Raw genomic sequence first — 16,772 nt, forward strand, 5'->3', positions numbered from 1 at the left:
GCCCGCGCGTGCTGGTCATGGCCATGGCGGGGAAGGGTGTCGAGCTTTCCTTCGGCGCCGTGGTCGATGCGCAGTTCGGGTCGCTGGTGATGGTCGGCGCCGGCGGCGTCCTGATCGAGATGATGAAGGACCGCCGCTTCGCGCTGCCGCCTTTCGACAAGTCAGAAGCGCACCGGCTGCTTGACGCGCTGTCGCTGCGGCCTTTGCTCGACGGCAAGCGCGGCCAGAAACCCGCCGATGTCGACGCGCTCGCCAAAAGCCTCGCGGCCTTCTCGGTGCTGGTCGCCGATCTCAAGGGGCTCATCGCCGAGATCGACATCAACCCCGTGCTTGCCGGCCCTGGGGGGGCGATGGCGCTCGACGCGCTGGTGGTGCCGGCGGCCGACAACAAACCTTCAGGAGACTGACGATGCCGATCCTCGGCCTGCTGACCTTGCTGGTGGCATCGGTCTTTGCCGGGGCGGCGATCTACATCAACCTGGTCGAGCAGCCGGCGCGGCTGAAGCTCGATGATCGCGCGTTGCTCGCACAATGGAAGCCGAGCTATGCCCGCGGCTTTGTCATGCAGGCGAGCCTCGCGGTCATCGGTGGGTTGCTCGGCATCGCGGCCTTTGTGGTCTCGGGATTCTGGGGATGGCTCCTGGCCGCCCTGCTGCTCCTGGCCAATTGGCCCTACACGTTCCTGGTCATCATGCCGACCAACCGGAAGCTCGACGCCACCGCGCCCGACCAGGCGGGTGCGGAGAGCCGCAAGCTGATCGAACACTGGGGCGGCCTGCACGCGGTGCGCGGCGCCCTCGGGCTCGCGGCCGCCCTGGTCGCGCTCTGGTGTCTGGCCTGAGATTCCTTCAAATCAGGAACGCGCCGAGCGCCGGGATCACCTGATCCGGCGCCTCGTCGATCAGCCAGTGGCCGGAACCTTTCACGATTACCCCGGTGACGTTGCTCGCGACCATCTTCGCCTGGTCGATGAGGAACGTGCCTGAAGCCTTCTCGCCGGTCAGGGCGAGGAAGGGCATGGCGAGCTTGGTGGCGGCGAAGGCGGCGAAGTCCTTCGCGTCCTGCTCCAAGTTCCGGAAATATTCGAATCCGGCGCGCATGCCGCCATCGCGCGCGTAAGCCGCCACATAGAGCTGACGGTCGGCTTCCGACACCGACTTGGTTCGGTCGGCGGCGAAGTCGTTCCAGAAATGCTCGAAATAAATGCACTCACGCCCCGCGACCAGAGCCAGTGGTGTCTCGCCATAGAAATGGAAATGCCAGAGGTCGCGCATCAACCAGACATCCTTCCACTCGCCGACGCCCGGAAGGAAGGCGTCCATCAGCACCACCTTGCCGACCTCGTTCGGAAACTGGGCCGCATAGGCATAAGCCACCATCAGGCCGATATCGTGGCCGACCATCTGCACCTTGTCATGGCCGAGTTGGCGCACCAGGCCATGGATGTCCTTCGCCATCGTCTTCTTGTCGTAACCACCGGTCGGGCGCTGCGAAGCGCCGGCGCCGCGCAGATCCGGGGCGATCACCGTGTGCGTCGTCGCCAACAGGGGCAGGAGCGGGGTCCACATATGGCTGGTCTGGGCGTAGCCATGAAGCAGCACCACCGCGGGGCCGCGCCCGCCGATCTTGTAATTGATCGAGACGCCATCGACCATGGCGGTCTTCTCGGTGAATCCCTGAGGCAAGGGGGCCGCGGCGATCTGTGTCATGGGGATTCCTGATTCAACGAGCGATGCGTTCGATCGCTGCAGTCGGGGACAATGCGTCCCGATCAGGACCCGGTCAACGTCGATTCAATCGATAACGCGACGCTCGCGCAGCAGCGTGACCAACCGGTCATGCGGCAGCGCCGGCGTGCGATGGCCGTCGCGGCCGATCATGGTCGTATTGGCGACGAGCGCATTGACGACCGCTTCCTCGATCGCATGGGCCACGGCGGCATAGAAGGGATCCATGCGGCCCCAGGGCACGAAACGCAGCTGGTCGAACTCGTCCTCTGCCGGCTCGCCATCGGGGAAGCGGCTCTTGAGGGCTCCCTCATTGCCGGTCGAGAAGGCGAGAAAGAGATCGCCGGAGAAATGCGAGCCGGTGGTGCCGGTGCGCGCGAGCCCCATGCCGACGCGACGCGCCAGGGCCTTGCACTGCGCCGGCAGCAAGGGCGCATCCGTGCCGACGATGGCGATCACCGAACCTGCGCCGGCGGGAGCCGCCTGGCGGCGCGTTTCCATCGGGTTGTCGTCGGCGAGCTCGCGGCCCACCGGAACGCCCGCGATCGTCAGCTCACGGCGGCCGCCGAAATTGGCCTGCACGAAGGCGCCGACGGTATAGCGATGCGCGCCATAGGGAACGATCCGTGAAGCGGTGCCGCAGCCGCCCTTGAAGGCATAGCAATTCATGCCGGTGCCGCCACCGACCGAACCTTCTTCGATCGGCCCCGAACCTGCGATGTCGATGGCCCGGACCGCATGCTCGGGCTTCACATGGGCGCCGTTGATGTCGTTGAGATAGCCGTCCCAGGTTTCGCCCACGACCGGCAGGAACCAGGCCTCTGCCAGCTTGGGGTGATTGCGCACGACCCACTCGATGGTGCCGGTATGACAGGCGCCGACCGAATGGGTGTTGGTGATCAGGATCGGCAGATCGAGCGACCCGGTCTCTTCGATCCAGGCGGTTCCCGTCATTTCGCCATTGCCGTTGAACGAAACCATCCCGGCGGCGCAGGGCGTGCCCACGCCATTGCGACCGCGCGGCAGGATCGCCGTCACGCCGGTGCGCACCGGACCATGACCGACGCGAAGAGCGCCTTCACCCTGGATCAAGGTTTCATAGCCGACCGCCAGCCCCGGCAGATCGGTGATGGCATTCAAGGTTCCGGGCGTGCCGGCGAAGGGAATGCCGAGTGCGCGGGCGCGGGGCTTTCCGGAAGGCGTCGCCTCGGAGGCGGGGCGGGCGGTCATGTCGCGATCCTGTTGCTTCGGGTCTGGGCTCTCGGCCTTAAGCCCGAAACATGCCGCGCCGCCGGACAAAGAGAAAGGCCCCTTCCGGCGGATGCCGAAAGGGGCCTTGGAACTGGATATCGAGCCAGTCTGGCTTAGGCGACGTCGCGCTCGTCGTCGCGCTCTTCGCTGCGGCTGGCAGGCCGCTTCACCGGATGGCGCAGGAAGGCCGGCATATGATCGCCGAAGGCCAGCACGGGCGCGTCATCGTCTTCATCGGAACGGCGCTCGTTCGAGCGGGCCGCTTCCATATGCGAACCGTCATGACGGATCGGCTGGGGCTTGGAACGGCTCTCGCCGGCCTCGGGGCGGGGCTGCCGCTTGCCGCGGCCGGAACGCTCCTGACGGCCCGACCGCTCTTCGCGGTTGGAGTCACGGGGGGCACGGGCTTCGCGTGCCGGCCGCTCTTCACGGGCCGGCCGCTCCTCATGAACCACGGGGGCTTCGACGACCGGGATTTCCTCGCGCATGACGGGCTCCGCCATTTCAGGGGCTGCCGCTTCCACCAGATTCTCTTCGACCGGCTTCGGTTCGCGACGGCCGCGATCGCTGCGGCCGCGTCCGCCGCGGCTGCGCTTCTCGCCATCCGCGCTGCTGCTGCGGCCGGCGCTGCGTCCGCTGCTCGGACGCCGCCCGCGGCGGCGTCCGCCATCGTCAGCCTCGAAGGCGACGAGGTCGAAGCCTTCGACCACGATCCGCGGCACGATCTTGCCGAGCATTTTCTCGATCGCTTCGACGAAGCGGCCGTCATAGGGCGAGGCGATCGTATAGGCGCGACCCTCGCGGCCCGCGCGGCCGGTGCGGCCGATGCGGTGGATGTAGTCTTCGGCATGGATCGGCACGTCGAAATTGAAGACGTGGCTCAGGCCCTGGATGTCGAGGCCGCGCGCGGCGACGTCGGAGCAGACCAGCAGCGTGATCTCGTCGTTCTTGAACTTCTCGAGCGTCTCGGTGCGCTTGGGCTGGGACATGTCGCCATGAAGCTGGCCGGCATTGAAGCCGTGCTTCGCCAGCGAGCGATAGAGGATGTCCACGTCCTTCTTGCGATTGCAGAAGATCAGCGCGTTCTTGACCGGCTCGGCGCGCAGCAGGCGGCGCAGCGCTTCGCGCTTGTCTTCTTCCTGCACGACCACGAGACCCTGCGTCACCAGCGCCGCCGGCGAGGCCGGGGGAGCGACCGAGATCTCTTTCGGGTTCATCAGGAAGGCGTCGGCCAGGCGCTTGATCTCCGGCGGCATCGTCGCCGAGAAGAACAGGGTCTGGCGGATCTTCGGCAGCAGCGACACGATGCGCTCGACATCGGGGATGAAGCCCATATCGAGCATGCGATCGGCCTCGTCGATGACGAGGATCTTCACGTCGCTCATCAGGATCTTGCCGCGCTCGAACAAATCGAGCAGGCGGCCCGGCGTGGCGATCAGCACGTCGACGCCGCGGTCCAGCTTCTTCTGCTGGTCGGTGAAAGATTCGCCGCCGATCAGCAGCGCCTGGGAGAGCTTGTGGTACTTGCCGTAGATGTCGAAATTCTCGGCGACCTGCGTGGCGAGCTCACGGGTCGGCTCGAGGATCAGGGATCGGGGCATCCGCGCGCGGGCACGGCCGCTCGCGAGCATGTCGATCATCGGCAGGGTGAAGGAAGCGGTCTTGCCGGTGCCCGTCTGGGCACAACCCAACACGTCGCGTCCCATCTGTACGATGGGAATGGCCTGGGCCTGGATGGGGGTCGGTTCGCGATAGCCGACTTCGGCGATGGCGCGCAGAACTTCTGGGCTGAGCCCAAGGTCGTCAAAACTCATTATCTACCGGAGCAAGGGGCCTGAACGGGATCTCTGGAATCGGCGAAGGGCCCGGAAGTTCGCCGCAAAGCTGCCGGATAAGTAGGCAATTCTCGCGGAAAGTCAAGCGTTTGCGCTCATCTCCGCGGCTTTGCCAAGGTCCGGCGATGCCGTAACCTGCCCCGGAATTGGCGAAGGAATCATTGCCGCGGGGATGAATTTACCATGTTGGTCCAACGCGAACGGTCCTGCCTCCTGATCGTCGACATGCAGGAACGCCTGTTGCCCGCCATGACCGGGCTTGAGCCGCTGCTGGCGCAGGCGGCAATCCTGATCCGTGCGGCGAAACGTCTCGACCTGCCGATCGTCGTGTCGGAGCAGTACCCGAAAGGCCTGGGCGCCACCGATCCCGGCCTTCGGGCACTCTTTGGGAATGAAGTCGAGCCCTTGCCCAAGACCCATTTCGCCTGCACCGACGACCCGGCGCTGCGAGCGCGGCTCCAGTCGCTGGCCCAGGAGCAGGGCAGGGATCAGGCCGTGATCCTCGGCGTCGAGGCCCATGTCTGTGTGCTCCAGACCGCCTTGGGCCTGCCGCGCCTCGGCATGGCGCCCTTCGTCGTCGGCGACGCGGTTGCCTCGCGCAAGGCGGAAAGCCGGCAGATGGCGCTCGACCGGATGGCGCGCGACGGGGTCGAGATCGTCACCGCGGAGATGGTCCTGTTCGAATGGCTGGGCAAGGCCGGCACGCCGGAGTTCAAGGAACTCTCGGTCCTCATCCGCTGAGGCTCGGCTCAAGCGGCCGGCCAGGGACTTGGCGGCGCCTGCCCGGAGGTGAAGCCATATTCATAATGACATAAGGATATTTTTATATCATCATGGCCTCTGTCGATTGGGAGAGCCGCCATGGAACAGCTTCTGGCCCCTTTGCGGGCCGCGGGCGATCCGACCCGCCTCAGACTGCTCGCGGTGCTGGCGCGAGCCGAACTGACCGTGACCGAGCTCACCCAGGTGCTGGGGCAGAGCCAGCCGCGTCTCAGCCGTCATCTGAAGCTTCTCGTCTCGGCCGGCCTGCTCAACCGCTTCCAGGAAGGGAGCTGGGTGTTCTTCCGCCCGGCCGAGAAGGGAGCCGGCGGCGCGCTCTCACGTTTCCTCAATGAGCGCATTCGCGCCGACGATCCGACCATTGCGCGGGATCTCGAGCGTCTCGCCGTGGTGCGCCAGCAGCGCGCCGAGACGGCGGCCGCCTATTTCCGCGGGCGCGCGGCCGACTGGAACGAGATCCGCGCGCTTCACATCCCGGAGAAGGACGTCGATGCCGCGATCCTCGACCTGCTGGGCGATGCGGCCGGCAGCGATCTGGTCGATCTCGGCACCGGGACGGGCCGCGTCCTCGAATTGCTGGCGCCGCGCGCCAAGAGCGGCATCGGCGTCGATCTCAGCCGCGAGATGCTCGCGATCGCGCGTCACAGCCTCGATCGCCCCGAGCTGCGCCATGTCCAGATCCGCCAGGGCGATCTCTATGCGCTGCCGCTGGAGAGTGCCTCGGCGGACATCGTGACGCTGCATCTGGTGCTGCATTATCTCGACGATCCCGCGGCGGCCCTGCTGGAGGCGGCGCGGCTGCTGCGTCCGAACGGGCGGCTGCTGATCGTCGATTTCGCGCCCCACAATCTGGAATTCCTGCGCGACGAGCATGCGCATCGTCGCCTGGGCTTCACCCAGGACGAGATCGCCGGCTGGTGCCGCGACGCCGGCCTCAAGATGGAGGCCACGCGCTCGCTTCAGCCCAAGCCAGGCAAGCATGGCGAGCGGTTGACGGTCATGCTCTGGGTCGCCCGCCAGACCGTCGACCTGTCGCCAAAGAGCTCGACCGCCGCCGGAAAATCCCAATCCCGTACCAGGAAGGAACGGACCCGATGATCCGCAACCCCGCACTGATTTCCGATCGCATCAAGGTCTCGTTCGAGTTCTTCCCGCCCAAGGCGCGCGAGCATGAAGGCGCCTTGTGGCACACCATCGAGCGGCTCACGGCGATGCAGCCCGATTTCGTGTCGGTCACCTATGGCGCCGGCGGCTCGACGCAGGATCGCACGCTGGCGACCTTGCGCCGCCTGGCGCAGCGCACCGATTTGCCGGCCGCGGGCCATCTGACTTGCGTAGGCAAGAGCAAGGCCGAGGTCGATGCGGTGGCGCGCGATTATGCGGCGGCCGGGATCAAGCGCATCGTGGCGCTGCGGGGCGATGCGCCGGCCGACCAGGGCCGCTATGCGCCCCATCCCCAAGGCTATCGCGACGCGGCCGACCTGGTGGCCGGCCTGACGCGGATCGGGGATTTCGATATCTCGGTCGCGGCCTATCCCGAAAGCCACCCGGACAGCCCCTCACCCGAAGCCGATCTCGACAATCTCAAGCGCAAGCTCGACGCCGGCGCGCGGCGGGCCATCACCCAGTTCTTCTTCGAGCCCGAGACCTATCTGCGTTTCATGGATCGGGCGCGGGCCGCCGGCATCACGGCGCCGATCATTCCGGGCATTCTGCCAGTCACCAACTTCAAGACGGTGCAGGAGTTCGCGAAACGCTGCGGCGCGGCGATCCCGGCCTGGCTCGCCCGCACCTTCGAGGGGTTGGACGAGGATCCGGCGACGCGCGAGCTGATCGCCGCGACCGTCGCGGTCGATCTGTGCCTCAAATTGCAGACGCAGGGCGTGACCGACTTTCACATCTACACGCTCAACCGCGCCGAACTGACGCTGGCGATCTGCCATATGCTGGGATTGCGGTCGGGCGTGCTGCGCCGTCGTCATCGCAGCCATGGCGAGGACGTCGCCGGGCACGCGACCACCGCTTAGGTTTCGCCCAGCCAGCCTGCCACGCTCATGGGACCGGTGGCTCGACGCCGTGATCGGGGTTGTCTTCGGGGTTATTCGGATTGAACAAGGTCATTCCGATCTCGCGGAGGAACGCCCGGAACTTTGGATCGTTCGGATCCTTCACGCCGCTGATGCCGCCCTCCAGCGCCGACACCGGCCGGCCGCCACTGCAGAAGGCGGCGAGGATCTCGATCCGGCCGTCGGGAGCCGGGCCGCCGCCGCCCGCGATTCCCCACTGGCAGAGCTGGGCTTGGCCGATGACGGGTCCGTTGAAAACCAACACCACACGTTCGTCGGGGTAGGGCGGGTTGTCGGGGCCCGGCACGAAGGTCGAGGGCCGCCCGAAGTTCGAGCCTTTCAGATCGTCGCGCACGATCTGGTCGAAGTCGACCTTCGCCAGGGCCGAGGGATTGCCGCGAATGACCGTCGGTATTTGCGAACCCTCGGCGTGCGTCACATAGAGCTTGGTGCCGGACAGATATTTCTGCTGGTTATAGATCACCCCAGTCTGCGCACACCCCGCCAGCCCCGTCAGCGCCAGGCCGATGGCCAGAAGGCCGGGCAATGGCAAGCGGGCTTTTTGGAGACGGGGGAGCGCGGAGGCCATGATGGGATCCTGATTATAGGGCGCCGTTGGCATCGAGGCGCCCTTGCGATACCCAAAGGGATATGGGCGGAAAATGGCCCTGGAGCAAGCGGGTGCGGCGGCGGCGGAACGAATTTCATCCTTCCGGGCCGGCCCGACCCGCACCCCTCAAGACGACAGGGCCGTCCGACGGCGCTCCCTGAGCCATTGGAAAACCCGCCGGGGCAGGAGCTTCCCCGCCCAGCGCTTCAGGAAGCGCTCATGCTTGCACAAGGCCGCCTTGTCCAGGGGCCAGGTCTGCGCGGCCAGCGCCGCCGTGCCCCAGGCCAGGCGCTCATTGATCACCGGGACGGCGGCGCGGATCCCGCCGATGCAAGCCGTCGGTGCGGCGCTCAGCGTCTCGAAGAAGACGCGCTGCTCCAGGGTCCCGGGTGGGATGTCGAGCTTGCAGGCCGGCGGCCACCAGCTGGCGCTGCGGGCGATCTCCGCCAGGCGCATGACCGGAGGATTGTCCCGCTCGCGCCAGCGGGCACGGAAATGCAGCGTGGTGGGATCCGGGCAGTAGGCCGGACGGCCCGAGGCGCTGGTCTGGATGATGCGCCGCCAGCAGCTCCAATCCGCCATCAGCGGCACGTCCTCGGGCCAATAGCCGACGCGCTCCAGGGCATCGCGTTTGTGCATGACGTAGGACGAGGGGATGTAGTTCTCCGTGGTCATGAAATGGGCGAGCTCGTCCGCGTTCCGGAGATTCATCGAGAGCGGCAGGATGAAACCGTCCGGGCTGCACCAGACCGGGCGGCTATAGACCCAATCGTCGCCGCTCGCCTCCAGGGTCGCGATGAGCTTGGCGATGTGGTCGGGGAACATGACGTCGTCGTCCTGGGCATAGGCGACATATCGGCTCTGTGTCTGCCGCAGGACGACGTTGCGATTGGCATAGCCGCTCAGCGGCGCCTTCGGCATGTCGAACCAGCGCAGGCGCGGATCCGAGAAGCGCGCGACGACCGCGCGGCTGTCGTCGGCGCAACCGTCGCCGACGACGAGCAGCTCGAAATCGGTCTCGGTTTGCGCGAGCACCGATTGAATCGAGTAGCCCAGCACATCGGGGCGGTTATGCGTCGGCAGAAGGATCGAGACGCGGGGCGCCATGAGAAGGGTCGGCTCGGGGGCCGTGGGGGATCAGAAGCGATAGGGAACGATGCGGCTGGCCGCTTCGGAATCCCAGGAGAGATCCAGGGCGTCGGGCCCCTCGTAATTATACTGCGAGGTCGGCATGTTGATGATGACCGCCTCCTCGGTGCCGATGTTCTTCCAGCCGTGATAGAGGTTGGGCGGAATCACCAGCAGGCCGGGATTCTTCTCGCTGACCGTGAACTCGTTCACGCGACCGCAGGTCGGAGAGTCTCTGCGGCCGTCGAAGACCGCGATCTTGACCAGCCCGGACACGACGAAGAGCCGGTCGGTGCTGCGCTGATGCAGGCCCCAGGCCCGGATGCGGCCCGGCATGGTGGTGGTGATATGCACCTGGACGATCGGGCCGCCGACCATGTCCCAGCTGGCGCGCGCGACCTCGGTCACATGGCCGTCCTCATGCGGCACGGGCCGGGTGGCCCGGAACTCGATGCCATGGATCGGATCGAGGCGCAGCGCGCCCCGTTCGTTGACCGCCGAATGTTTGGCGACGAGCTCGTCGCCGCCGATCAACCCGCGCAATGCGACGTCGGTCGGACCCTGAACAGTCATGCCGAATTCCCCCATTGATTGCGGCCGTTCAGCGAGACGGCGCGCGTCAGGGACGGTATTGCAGATTCGCGCCTACGGCAATCGCCCGGCGTCCCGCAACGGGTGTCGATTGCTGTCCAAAGTTGGTGTTAGGGCCGCGCGGCCGGTCGCGGCTCAGGGTCCTATCAGGGCGCAGGTCTCACCCGGGCCGGCGAAGGTCAGCAGTCGGATGCCGCCATCGAGATCGATCTCGAGATACATGTCGCGGGCCCCGGTCTCGAAATAGGCCGCGAACAAGGCCGCGGTGCCGGTGCTGGCGACCGGGAGGCTCAGACGCTGCAGGGAACCGAAGCGCTGGCGGCAATCCGAGAGCCTCTCAGCCAGGGCCTCCGTCGAGACCTTGGCTGCGAGGGGCTCGCTCACGCGGGTATAGAGCCCGATCCCGTCCTCCGCGTTGTAGAGCTCGAGAATCGCGAGCGACACATCGCGCAGCGTGACGCGCGGCACCTCGGCATTCGCCGGCCCGCCTGGCAGAATCCAGGCAGCGAAGACGACACAGAGAATGAGCAATCGCTGGTGCATGGCCGCGGGAAATGAAGGGAAGGGTCGTCAGGTGCCGATCATGGCACAGGAGTGGATTTTCGAGAAGTTGCCCGATCTGCGACGACAGGAACGAACCGGCGATCGCCGTCGAACGACAGGGCTTAGACGTCCAGTTCCTGCACCTTCGACGCGTTCTCCTGGATGAACTGGAAGCGCAGCTCGGGCTTGCGGCCCATCAGGCGCTCCACCAGGTCGGCGGTGTTGCGCGCCTCCCCGCGATCTTCGCCGAACTTGTCGGGCACGGCGACGCGCAGCAGCGTGCGCTTGGCGGGATCCATGGTGGTTTCCTTGAGCTGCTGCGCCGGCATCTCGCCCAGCCCCTTGAAGCGGCTGATCTCGACCTTGCCGCGGCCCTTGAAGGCGCTCTCCATCAGCTCGTCCTTATGCCGGTCGTCGCGGGCATAAACGGAGCTGCCGCCCTGGGTCAGCCGGTAGAGCGGGGGCTGCGCCAAATAAAGATGGCCCTTCTCGATCAGGCCCGGCATCTCGCGATAGAAGAAGGTCATGAGCAGCGACGCGATATGGGCGCCGTCCACATCGGCGTCGGTCATGATGATGACGCGCTCATAGCGCAGCTTGGCGGCATCGAACTTGTCACGGCTGCCGCAGCCCAGCGCCTGGATCAGGTCGATCAGCTCCTGGTTCTGCGAGAGCTTGTCGGCCGAGGCGCTGGCGACGTTGAGGATCTTGCCGCGCAGAGGCAGCACGGCCTGGGTCTCGCGGCTGCGGGCCTGCTTGGCCGAGCCACCGGCGGAATCGCCCTCGACCAGGAAGAGCTCGGTGCCCTCGGCGGAATCGCGGCTGCAATCGGTGAGCTTGCCCGGCAGCCGCAGCTTGCGGGTCGCGGTCTTACGGCTGAGCTCCTTGTCCTGGCGTTTGCGGAGGCGCTCTTCGGCACGCTCGACCATATAGTCCAGCAGATCGCGGGCGCGGTTCGGATCGTCCGACAGCCAGTGATCGAAATGATCCTTGAGCGAGGCGTCGACCAGCTTCTGCGCCTCCACGGAGGCCAACTTCTCTTTGGTCTGTCCCTGGAACTGCGGCTCGCGGATGAAGATCGAGAGCAGCGACACCGCGGTGCCGCAGAGATCCTCGGCCGTGATCTGGGCGGCCTTGCGGTTGCCGACCATCTCGCCATAGGCCTTGAGCGATCGTGTGAGGCCCGAGCGCATGCCGGCTTCGTGGGTGCCGCCTTCGGGTGTCGGCACCGTGTTGCAGTAAGCGCTGAAATAGGGGTTCTGGTCGACCGGCCAGGCCAGGGCCCATTCGACCCGGCCCTGCTCGTCCGGAAACTCGGCACGGCCGGCGAAGGGCGTCGCCGTCACGGTCTGGCGGCCTTCGAGCGTCGAGGCGAGGAAGTCGCCCAGGCCGCCGGGGAAATGGAACGTCTCTTCCGCCGGCGTCTTGTCGTCGCCCTTGAGCAGGCTCGGATCGCAGCGCCAGCGAATTTCGACCCCGCGGAAGAGATAAGCCTTCGAGCGCGCCATCCGGTAGAGCCGCTCAGGGCGGAAATGGACGCTGTTGCCGAAGATCTTCGGGTCGGGATGGAAGGTCACGGTCGTGCCGCGCCGGTTCGCCGTCTCGCCGGTCTTCTTCAGCTTCGAGACCGGCGCGCCGCGCTCATAGCTCTGCTGATAGACCTGCTTGTCGCGCGCGACCTCGACGCTGAGCTTGTCGGAGAGCGCGTTCACGACCGAGAGGCCGACGCCATGCAGGCCGCCGGAGGTGGTGTAGACCTTGCCGCCGAACTTGCCGCCCGAATGGAGCGTGGTGAGGATCACCTCGAGGGCCGACTTGCTCTTGAATTTGGGATGGGGATCGACCGGGATGCCGCGGCCATTGTCGGTGATGGTGACCGTGTCGCCGGCGGCGAGCTCGACCTCGATGCGGTTGGCGTAACCCGCCACCGCCTCGTCCATCGAGTTGTCCAGCACCTCGGCCACGAGGTGATGCAGCGCCCGCTCATCGGTGCCGCCGATATACATGCCGGGGCGCCGGCGCACGGGATCGAGGCCCTCGAGGACCTCGATGTCCTTGGCGGTGTATTCGGCCGCTTTGCCGCGCGGCCCGTTCGAAAAGAGATCGTTCATGGCGGCGGATTATAGGAAGGACCACCGGCGGCACAAGCAACATGCTGGGGACGACACCGGTATCTCCCACAAGATGCTGCGAAAATGGCAAGACTGTCCCTCGACAGCCGGGACCCCGAAAGGCCAGACTGGGCCCCATCATGAGCGAGACTCGCAATCCCGATTCTCCCGCCGCCGCCCGCCTGGATGAAGGGCTTCCGGATCTCGATCCCGCCATCCGGACGCTCGCCATGCCGGCCGATGCCAACGCCAATGGCGACATCTTCGGCGGCTGGCTGATGGCCCAGATGGATATCGCCGGCGCGGTCGCGGCGATCCGCCGCGCCCAGGGCCGGGTCGCGACCGTCGCGGTCGACGCGATGACGTTTCACCGCCCGGTGATGATCGGCGATCTGCTGAGCTGCTATGCGACAATCGTGAAGATCGGGCGCTCCTCCATGGCGGTCGACATCGAGAGCTGGGTCCAGCGTCGCCATACCGGCAAGGCGGAGAAGGTGACCCAGGGGCGCTTCACCTATGTGGCGATCGACGAGACCGGGCGGCCGCGGCCGGTGCCGAAGGAATAGGGCCGCCTCCGCCGCAGTTGGTTAAGAGATCGTCAAGACCTCGGCTGCAAACTGTTCGTGGATCATCGGCGCGGATCGGGTCCCTTCCGGACCTGAGCCGAGGGTCGGGAGCGTCGCCGCCTTGGTCAAGCGTCAAACATTCCGGTTTGCGATCATCAGCGGCTGCATTCTGCTGGTCGCCGGTGCCGTGCTCGGGCTGATCCATCGCAGCGCCTCACTGGAGAGGCTCGAGGCGATGGCCGAGCGCCAGAACGTGGCCTTGACGAAGGTCTTCGCCAACGCGGCCTGGGGCGATTTCCGCAGTTACGTGGCCAAGGCCGGCCTTTCCGATCCCGAAGCGCTGCGCAACACCGTCGAGGTGGACGAACTGGGCCAGCGCATCAAGGCGCTGATGCAGGGTTCCTCCATCGCCAAGGTCAAGATCTACGACAAGGAAGGGCTCACGGTTTATTCGACCGACCGGGCCGAGATCGGCATCCGCAAGCGCAACGAAGGCTTCGAGGAAGCCAAGGCCGGCGGCATCGCCAACGAGATCGAGCGCAAGGACCAGATGCTGTCCTTCGATGGCGTCGTGACCGACCGCAACGTGGTCTCGACCTATCTCCCGCTCTTCGCGCCGGGCAGCCCGACCGAGGTCGAGGCTGTCATCGAGGTCTATGACGACGTCACCGATCTGGTGACGGAGATCGACAATGACGAGTTGTTCGCCGCCGGCGTGCTGGCCGCTGTCCAGCTCCTGATCTATCTGGGGCTGGTGTTGATCGTTTATCGCAGCGACCAGGCGGTGGAACGCGCTCATGGGCGCGAGCTCAAGCTCTCCGCCGCCGCGGCGCGGGCCGAGGCGGCGAGCCAGGCCAAGTCCGAGTTCCTGGCGAATATGAGCCACGAGCTGCGCACGCCCTTGAACGCGATCATCGGTTTCGCCGAGGTGATCAAGAACGGCGTGATGGGGCCGGTGCAGCCGCCGGTCTATCAGGGCTATCTCGACGATATCTGGACCGCGGCAACCCATCTGGGCCGCGTCATCAACGACATCCTCGACCTGACCAAGGCCGAGGCGGGGAAGATGCAGGTCGAGCGCAGCGACTTCACTGTGGGCGAAATCCTCGACCGGGTCCGGCGCATCATGCAGGAGCAGGCGATCCGGGCCCGGGTGCGGCTCGAGATCGAGGCCGCGCCCGAGCCGGTGCGGATCACCAGCGACGAGCGCAAGATCCAGCAGATTCTCCTCAACCTGCTCTCCAACGCGATCAAGTTCACGCCGCCCGACGGTCGCGTGACCATGAGCACCCGGCGCCAACCCGACGGCATCGAGATCACGGTGCGCGACAGCGGGATCGGCATGACGGCCGACGAGATTCCGATCGCGCTCTCGCCGTTCGGCCAGGTGGACAGCTCGCTCAGCCGCAAATATGAGGGCACCGGTATCGGCCTGCCGCTGTCGCGGCGCCTGGCGCAGCTGCTGGGCGGCGACCTGACGATCGCGAGCGAGAAGGGGACCGGCACCGTGGTGCGGATCCAGATTCCCGATCGCGCCGCCGCCAACAACCCCGCCGCCAAGGCAACCGCCGCCGCGGCCTAACGCCTCGGCTCGACGATCCTCAATCCCGCAAAGAAAGAGGCCGCCTCCACTCTTGCGAGCGAAGGCGGCCCAGGGTAACGGCCTCGACACGCGGCGCTTGGGGCGCCGCACCAGGGAAGGCCGTTAGACGCTGTAGTACAGCTTGTACTCGAGCGGATGCGGGGTCATGTCGTAGTCATGGACCTCTTCCCAGCGCAGCTCGAGATAGGCGTTGATGAAGTCGTCGCTGAAGACGTCGCCCTTCTTGAGGAACGCATTGTCCTTCTCCAGGTTCTCGAGCGCTTCGCGCAGCGAACCGCAGACGGTCGGAACGTTCTTCAGTTCCTCGGGCGGCAGGTCGTAAAGGTTCTTGTCCATCGGGTCGCCCGGATGGATCTTGTTCATGATGCCGTCGAGACCCGCCATCAGCATGGCCGAATAAGCGAGATAGGGGTTGGCGCCCGGATCCGGGAACCGAACCTCGACGCGCTTGCCCTTCGGGTTCGCCACGAACGGAATGCGGCAGGAAGCCGAGCGGTTGCGTGACGAATAGGCGAGCAGCACCGGCGCCTCATAGCCCGGCACCAGGCGCTTGTAGCTGTTGGTGAGCGGGTTGGTGAAGGCGTTCAGCGCCTTGGCATGCTTGATGATGCCGCCGATGTAATAGAGCGCCGTCTCCGACAGGTCCGCATAGCCATTGCCGGCGAAGAGCGGCTGCCCGTTCTTCCAGATCGACTGATGGACATGCATGCCCGAGCCATTGTCGCCCTTGACCGGCTTCGGCATGAAGGTCGCCGTCTTGCCGTAGGAATGCGCGACATTGTGGACGCAGTATTTGTAGATCTGCATCCCGTCGGCGATCTTGGTCAGCGTGTTGAACCGGATGCCCAGCTCATGCTGGCTCGGCGCCACTTCGTGATGGTGCTTCTCAACAGTCACGCCCATCTCGGCGATGGTCGAGAGCATCTCGGCGCGCAGGTCTCCGCCGCTGTCGAGCGGCGCCACCGGGAAGTAGCCGCCCTTGATGAGCGGACGGTGGCCGTGATTGCCTTCTTCCATCTTGCGGCCGCTGACATAGGGCCCTTCGTCGGAGGAGAACTCGACGAAGGTGCGGTTCATGGAAACTTCGTAGCGCATGTCGTCGAACACGAAGAACTCGGCCTCGGGCCCCATGAAGGCGGTATCGCCGATGCCGGTGCTCTTCAGGTAGGTCTCGGCCGCCTTGGCGATCGAGCGTGGGTCGCGGCTGTAATTCTGGCCGGTCAGCGGCTCGACGATGTCGCAGAACACGACCAGCGAGGTCTGGGCGGCAAAGGGATCGAGGATCGCGGTATCGCAGTCCGGCATCAGGATCATGTCGGACTCGTTGATGGCCTTCCAGCCCGCGATCGAGGAGCCGTCGAACATCACGCCTTCGGTCAGCATGTCCTCGTCGACGGTGACGACCGCCTGGGCGATGTGGTGCCACTTGCCGCGCGGATCGGTGAAGCGGAAATCGACATATTTGACGTCATGCTCCTTGATCAGCGCGAGGAGCTTTTTCGGATCGGACATGTGCGCGTCTTCCCTGGGTCTGTTGGGTTCGTGTTGTTTCGTGGGTCTGGAGTCATCGTCGTCGGTTACAGTGTGATGGGCATGTCGGTAGGTGTATCAGATGGCGTCCGCACCGCGTTCGCCGGTCCGGATGCGGATGACCTCGTCGATCGTCGAGACGAAGATCTTGCCGTCGCCGATGCGCCCCGTGCGCGCCGCCTGCGTGATGGCCTCGACGGCACGCTCCACGAGCGCGTCCTCGAGGATCACCTCGATCTTCACCTTGGGCAGGAAATCGACCACATACTCCGCGCCGCGATAGAGCTCGGTATGGCCCTTCTGGCGGCCGAAGCCTTTGGCCTCGGTCACGGTAATTCCCTTGATCCCAACTTCGTGCAGGGCGTCCTTCACGTCGTCGAGCTTGAAGGGCTTGATGATGGCTTCGATCTTCTTCATGAGTGAAACGTCCT

17 protein-coding genes are annotated in these 16,772 nt (G+C 65.8%); 7 read left to right on the forward strand and 10 right to left on the reverse strand.

All coding sequences use genetic code 11. The features are described from left to right. Together ACREE8_RS21295 and ACREE8_RS21300 are read left to right on the forward strand one after the other, a co-directional pair. Positions 1-407: acetate--CoA ligase family protein (locus tag ACREE8_RS21295; RefSeq protein WP_431575028.1), on the forward strand; the 407-nt coding region annotated here is incomplete at its 5' end. 2 nt (positions 408-409) lie between these two features. Continuing rightward, positions 410-841, forward strand: coding sequence for a DUF1772 domain-containing protein (locus ACREE8_RS21300; RefSeq protein ID WP_431575029.1), 432 nt, complete (start codon positions 410-412; stop codon positions 839-841). A 7-nt stretch (positions 842-848) separates the two neighbouring features. Here ACREE8_RS21300 and ACREE8_RS21305 read toward each other — a convergent pair whose 3' ends face one another. The 3 genes from ACREE8_RS21305 to ACREE8_RS21315 all read right to left on the reverse strand — a co-directional run bounded on the left by ACREE8_RS21305 (position 849) and on the right by ACREE8_RS21315 (position 4,792). Continuing rightward, positions 849-1,709, reverse strand: a complete 861-nt coding sequence (locus ACREE8_RS21305; RefSeq protein ID WP_431575030.1) for an alpha/beta fold hydrolase — start codon at positions 1,707-1,709, stop codon at positions 849-851. An 84-nt stretch (positions 1,710-1,793) separates the two neighbouring features. After that, entirely contained in the window at positions 1,794-2,957 is a 1,164-nt protein-coding gene (locus ACREE8_RS21310) for a P1 family peptidase (protein WP_431575031.1), read from the reverse strand. Positions 2,958-3,091: 134 nt separating this feature from the next. Next, a complete protein-coding gene (locus ACREE8_RS21315) occupies positions 3,092-4,792 on the reverse strand; it encodes a DEAD/DEAH box helicase (RefSeq protein WP_431575032.1) in 1,701 nt (566 codons plus the stop codon). Positions 4,793-4,996: 204 nt separating this feature from the next. Between ACREE8_RS21315 and ACREE8_RS21320 the strand changes: the two genes are divergently transcribed. The 3 genes from ACREE8_RS21320 (at position 4,997) to metF (ending at position 7,620) form a co-directional block, all read left to right on the forward strand. Further along, positions 4,997-5,554, forward strand: coding sequence for an isochorismatase family protein (locus ACREE8_RS21320; protein ID WP_431575033.1), 558 nt, complete (start codon positions 4,997-4,999; stop codon positions 5,552-5,554). Between the two features lie 120 nt (positions 5,555-5,674). Further along, entirely contained in the window at positions 5,675-6,691 is a 1,017-nt protein-coding gene (locus ACREE8_RS21325) for an ArsR/SmtB family transcription factor (protein WP_431575034.1), read from the forward strand. After that, a complete protein-coding gene (gene metF / locus ACREE8_RS21330) occupies positions 6,688-7,620 on the forward strand; it encodes a methylenetetrahydrofolate reductase [NAD(P)H] (RefSeq protein WP_431575035.1) in 933 nt (310 codons plus the stop codon). Before ACREE8_RS21325 ends, metF begins: the two co-directional genes overlap by 4 nt. Before the next feature lie 25 nt (positions 7,621-7,645). Here metF and ACREE8_RS21335 read toward each other — a convergent pair whose 3' ends face one another. The 5 genes from ACREE8_RS21335 to parE form a co-directional block, all read right to left on the reverse strand. Beyond that, entirely contained in the window at positions 7,646-8,248 is a 603-nt protein-coding gene (locus ACREE8_RS21335) for a hypothetical protein (protein ID WP_431575036.1), read from the reverse strand. A gap of 147 nt (positions 8,249-8,395) precedes the next feature. Further along, positions 8,396-9,376, reverse strand: coding sequence for a glycosyltransferase family 2 protein (locus tag ACREE8_RS21340; RefSeq protein ID WP_431575037.1), 981 nt, complete (start codon positions 9,374-9,376; stop codon positions 8,396-8,398). 30 nt (positions 9,377-9,406) lie between these two features. Next, the gene (locus tag ACREE8_RS21345; protein WP_431575038.1) at positions 9,407-9,970 is read right to left on the reverse strand and encodes a dTDP-4-dehydrorhamnose 3,5-epimerase family protein; all 564 of its coding nucleotides are present in this window, start codon (positions 9,968-9,970) and stop codon (positions 9,407-9,409) included. A 153-nt stretch (positions 9,971-10,123) separates the two neighbouring features. After that, the gene (locus ACREE8_RS21350) at positions 10,124-10,531 is read right to left on the reverse strand and encodes a hypothetical protein (protein WP_431575039.1); all 408 of its coding nucleotides are present in this window, start codon (positions 10,529-10,531) and stop codon (positions 10,124-10,126) included. A 122-nt stretch (positions 10,532-10,653) separates the two neighbouring features. Then, positions 10,654-12,642, reverse strand: a complete 1,989-nt coding sequence (gene parE / locus ACREE8_RS21355; RefSeq protein WP_431575040.1) for a DNA topoisomerase IV subunit B — start codon at positions 12,640-12,642, stop codon at positions 10,654-10,656. A gap of 140 nt (positions 12,643-12,782) precedes the next feature. On the opposite strand from parE, the gene ACREE8_RS21360 reads away from it, so the two are divergent. Both ACREE8_RS21360 and ACREE8_RS21365 read left to right on the forward strand, forming a co-directional pair. Then, positions 12,783-13,208, forward strand: coding sequence for an acyl-CoA thioesterase (locus ACREE8_RS21360; protein WP_431575041.1), 426 nt, complete (start codon positions 12,783-12,785; stop codon positions 13,206-13,208). 121 nt (positions 13,209-13,329) lie between these two features. Then, positions 13,330-14,790, forward strand: a complete 1,461-nt coding sequence (locus ACREE8_RS21365) for a sensor histidine kinase (RefSeq protein ID WP_431575042.1) — start codon at positions 13,330-13,332, stop codon at positions 14,788-14,790. A gap of 123 nt (positions 14,791-14,913) precedes the next feature. On the opposite strand, the gene glnA is transcribed toward ACREE8_RS21365, so the two are convergent. Together glnA and ACREE8_RS21375 are read right to left on the reverse strand one after the other, a co-directional pair. Then, entirely contained in the window at positions 14,914-16,323 is a 1,410-nt protein-coding gene (gene glnA, locus ACREE8_RS21370; RefSeq protein ID WP_431575043.1) for a type I glutamate--ammonia ligase, read from the reverse strand. A 96-nt stretch (positions 16,324-16,419) separates the two neighbouring features. Further along, the gene (locus ACREE8_RS21375) at positions 16,420-16,758 is read right to left on the reverse strand and encodes a P-II family nitrogen regulator (protein ID WP_151177391.1); all 339 of its coding nucleotides are present in this window, start codon (positions 16,756-16,758) and stop codon (positions 16,420-16,422) included. Positions 16,759-16,772 lie beyond the last annotated feature (14 nt).

Source organism: Hypericibacter sp. (assembly GCF_050729195.1).
Taxonomy (GTDB): Bacteria; Pseudomonadota; Alphaproteobacteria; order Dongiales; family Dongiaceae; genus Hypericibacter.

What these genes read in the sequence shown, in the direction of transcription:
- parE (WP_431575040.1), bottom strand. Translation starts at nt 12,642, where the DNA reads ATGAACGATCTCTTTTCGAACGGGCCGCGCGGCAAAGCGGCCGAATAC.
- ACREE8_RS21325 (WP_431575034.1), top strand. Translation starts at nt 5,675, where the DNA reads ATGGAACAGCTTCTGGCCCCTTTGCGGGCCGCGGGCGATCCGACCCGC.
- ACREE8_RS21350 (WP_431575039.1), bottom strand. Translation starts at nt 10,531, where the DNA reads ATGCACCAGCGATTGCTCATTCTCTGTGTCGTCTTCGCTGCCTGGATT.
- ACREE8_RS21300 (WP_431575029.1), top strand. Translation starts at nt 410, where the DNA reads ATGCCGATCCTCGGCCTGCTGACCTTGCTGGTGGCATCGGTCTTTGCC.
- ACREE8_RS21360 (WP_431575041.1), top strand. Translation starts at nt 12,783, where the DNA reads ATGAGCGAGACTCGCAATCCCGATTCTCCCGCCGCCGCCCGCCTGGAT.
- metF (WP_431575035.1), top strand. Translation starts at nt 6,688, where the DNA reads ATGATCCGCAACCCCGCACTGATTTCCGATCGCATCAAGGTCTCGTTC.
- ACREE8_RS21345 (WP_431575038.1), bottom strand. Translation starts at nt 9,970, where the DNA reads ATGACTGTTCAGGGTCCGACCGACGTCGCATTGCGCGGGTTGATCGGC.
- ACREE8_RS21320 (WP_431575033.1), top strand. Translation starts at nt 4,997, where the DNA reads ATGTTGGTCCAACGCGAACGGTCCTGCCTCCTGATCGTCGACATGCAG.
- ACREE8_RS21340 (WP_431575037.1), bottom strand. Translation starts at nt 9,376, where the DNA reads ATGGCGCCCCGCGTCTCGATCCTTCTGCCGACGCATAACCGCCCCGAT.
- ACREE8_RS21305 (WP_431575030.1), bottom strand. Translation starts at nt 1,709, where the DNA reads ATGACACAGATCGCCGCGGCCCCCTTGCCTCAGGGATTCACCGAGAAG.
- glnA (WP_431575043.1), bottom strand. Translation starts at nt 16,323, where the DNA reads ATGTCCGATCCGAAAAAGCTCCTCGCGCTGATCAAGGAGCATGACGTC.
- ACREE8_RS21315 (WP_431575032.1), bottom strand. Translation starts at nt 4,792, where the DNA reads ATGAGTTTTGACGACCTTGGGCTCAGCCCAGAAGTTCTGCGCGCCATC.
- ACREE8_RS21310 (WP_431575031.1), bottom strand. Translation starts at nt 2,957, where the DNA reads ATGACCGCCCGCCCCGCCTCCGAGGCGACGCCTTCCGGAAAGCCCCGC.
- ACREE8_RS21335 (WP_431575036.1), bottom strand. Translation starts at nt 8,248, where the DNA reads ATGGCCTCCGCGCTCCCCCGTCTCCAAAAAGCCCGCTTGCCATTGCCC.
- ACREE8_RS21375 (WP_151177391.1), bottom strand. Translation starts at nt 16,758, where the DNA reads ATGAAGAAGATCGAAGCCATCATCAAGCCCTTCAAGCTCGACGACGTG.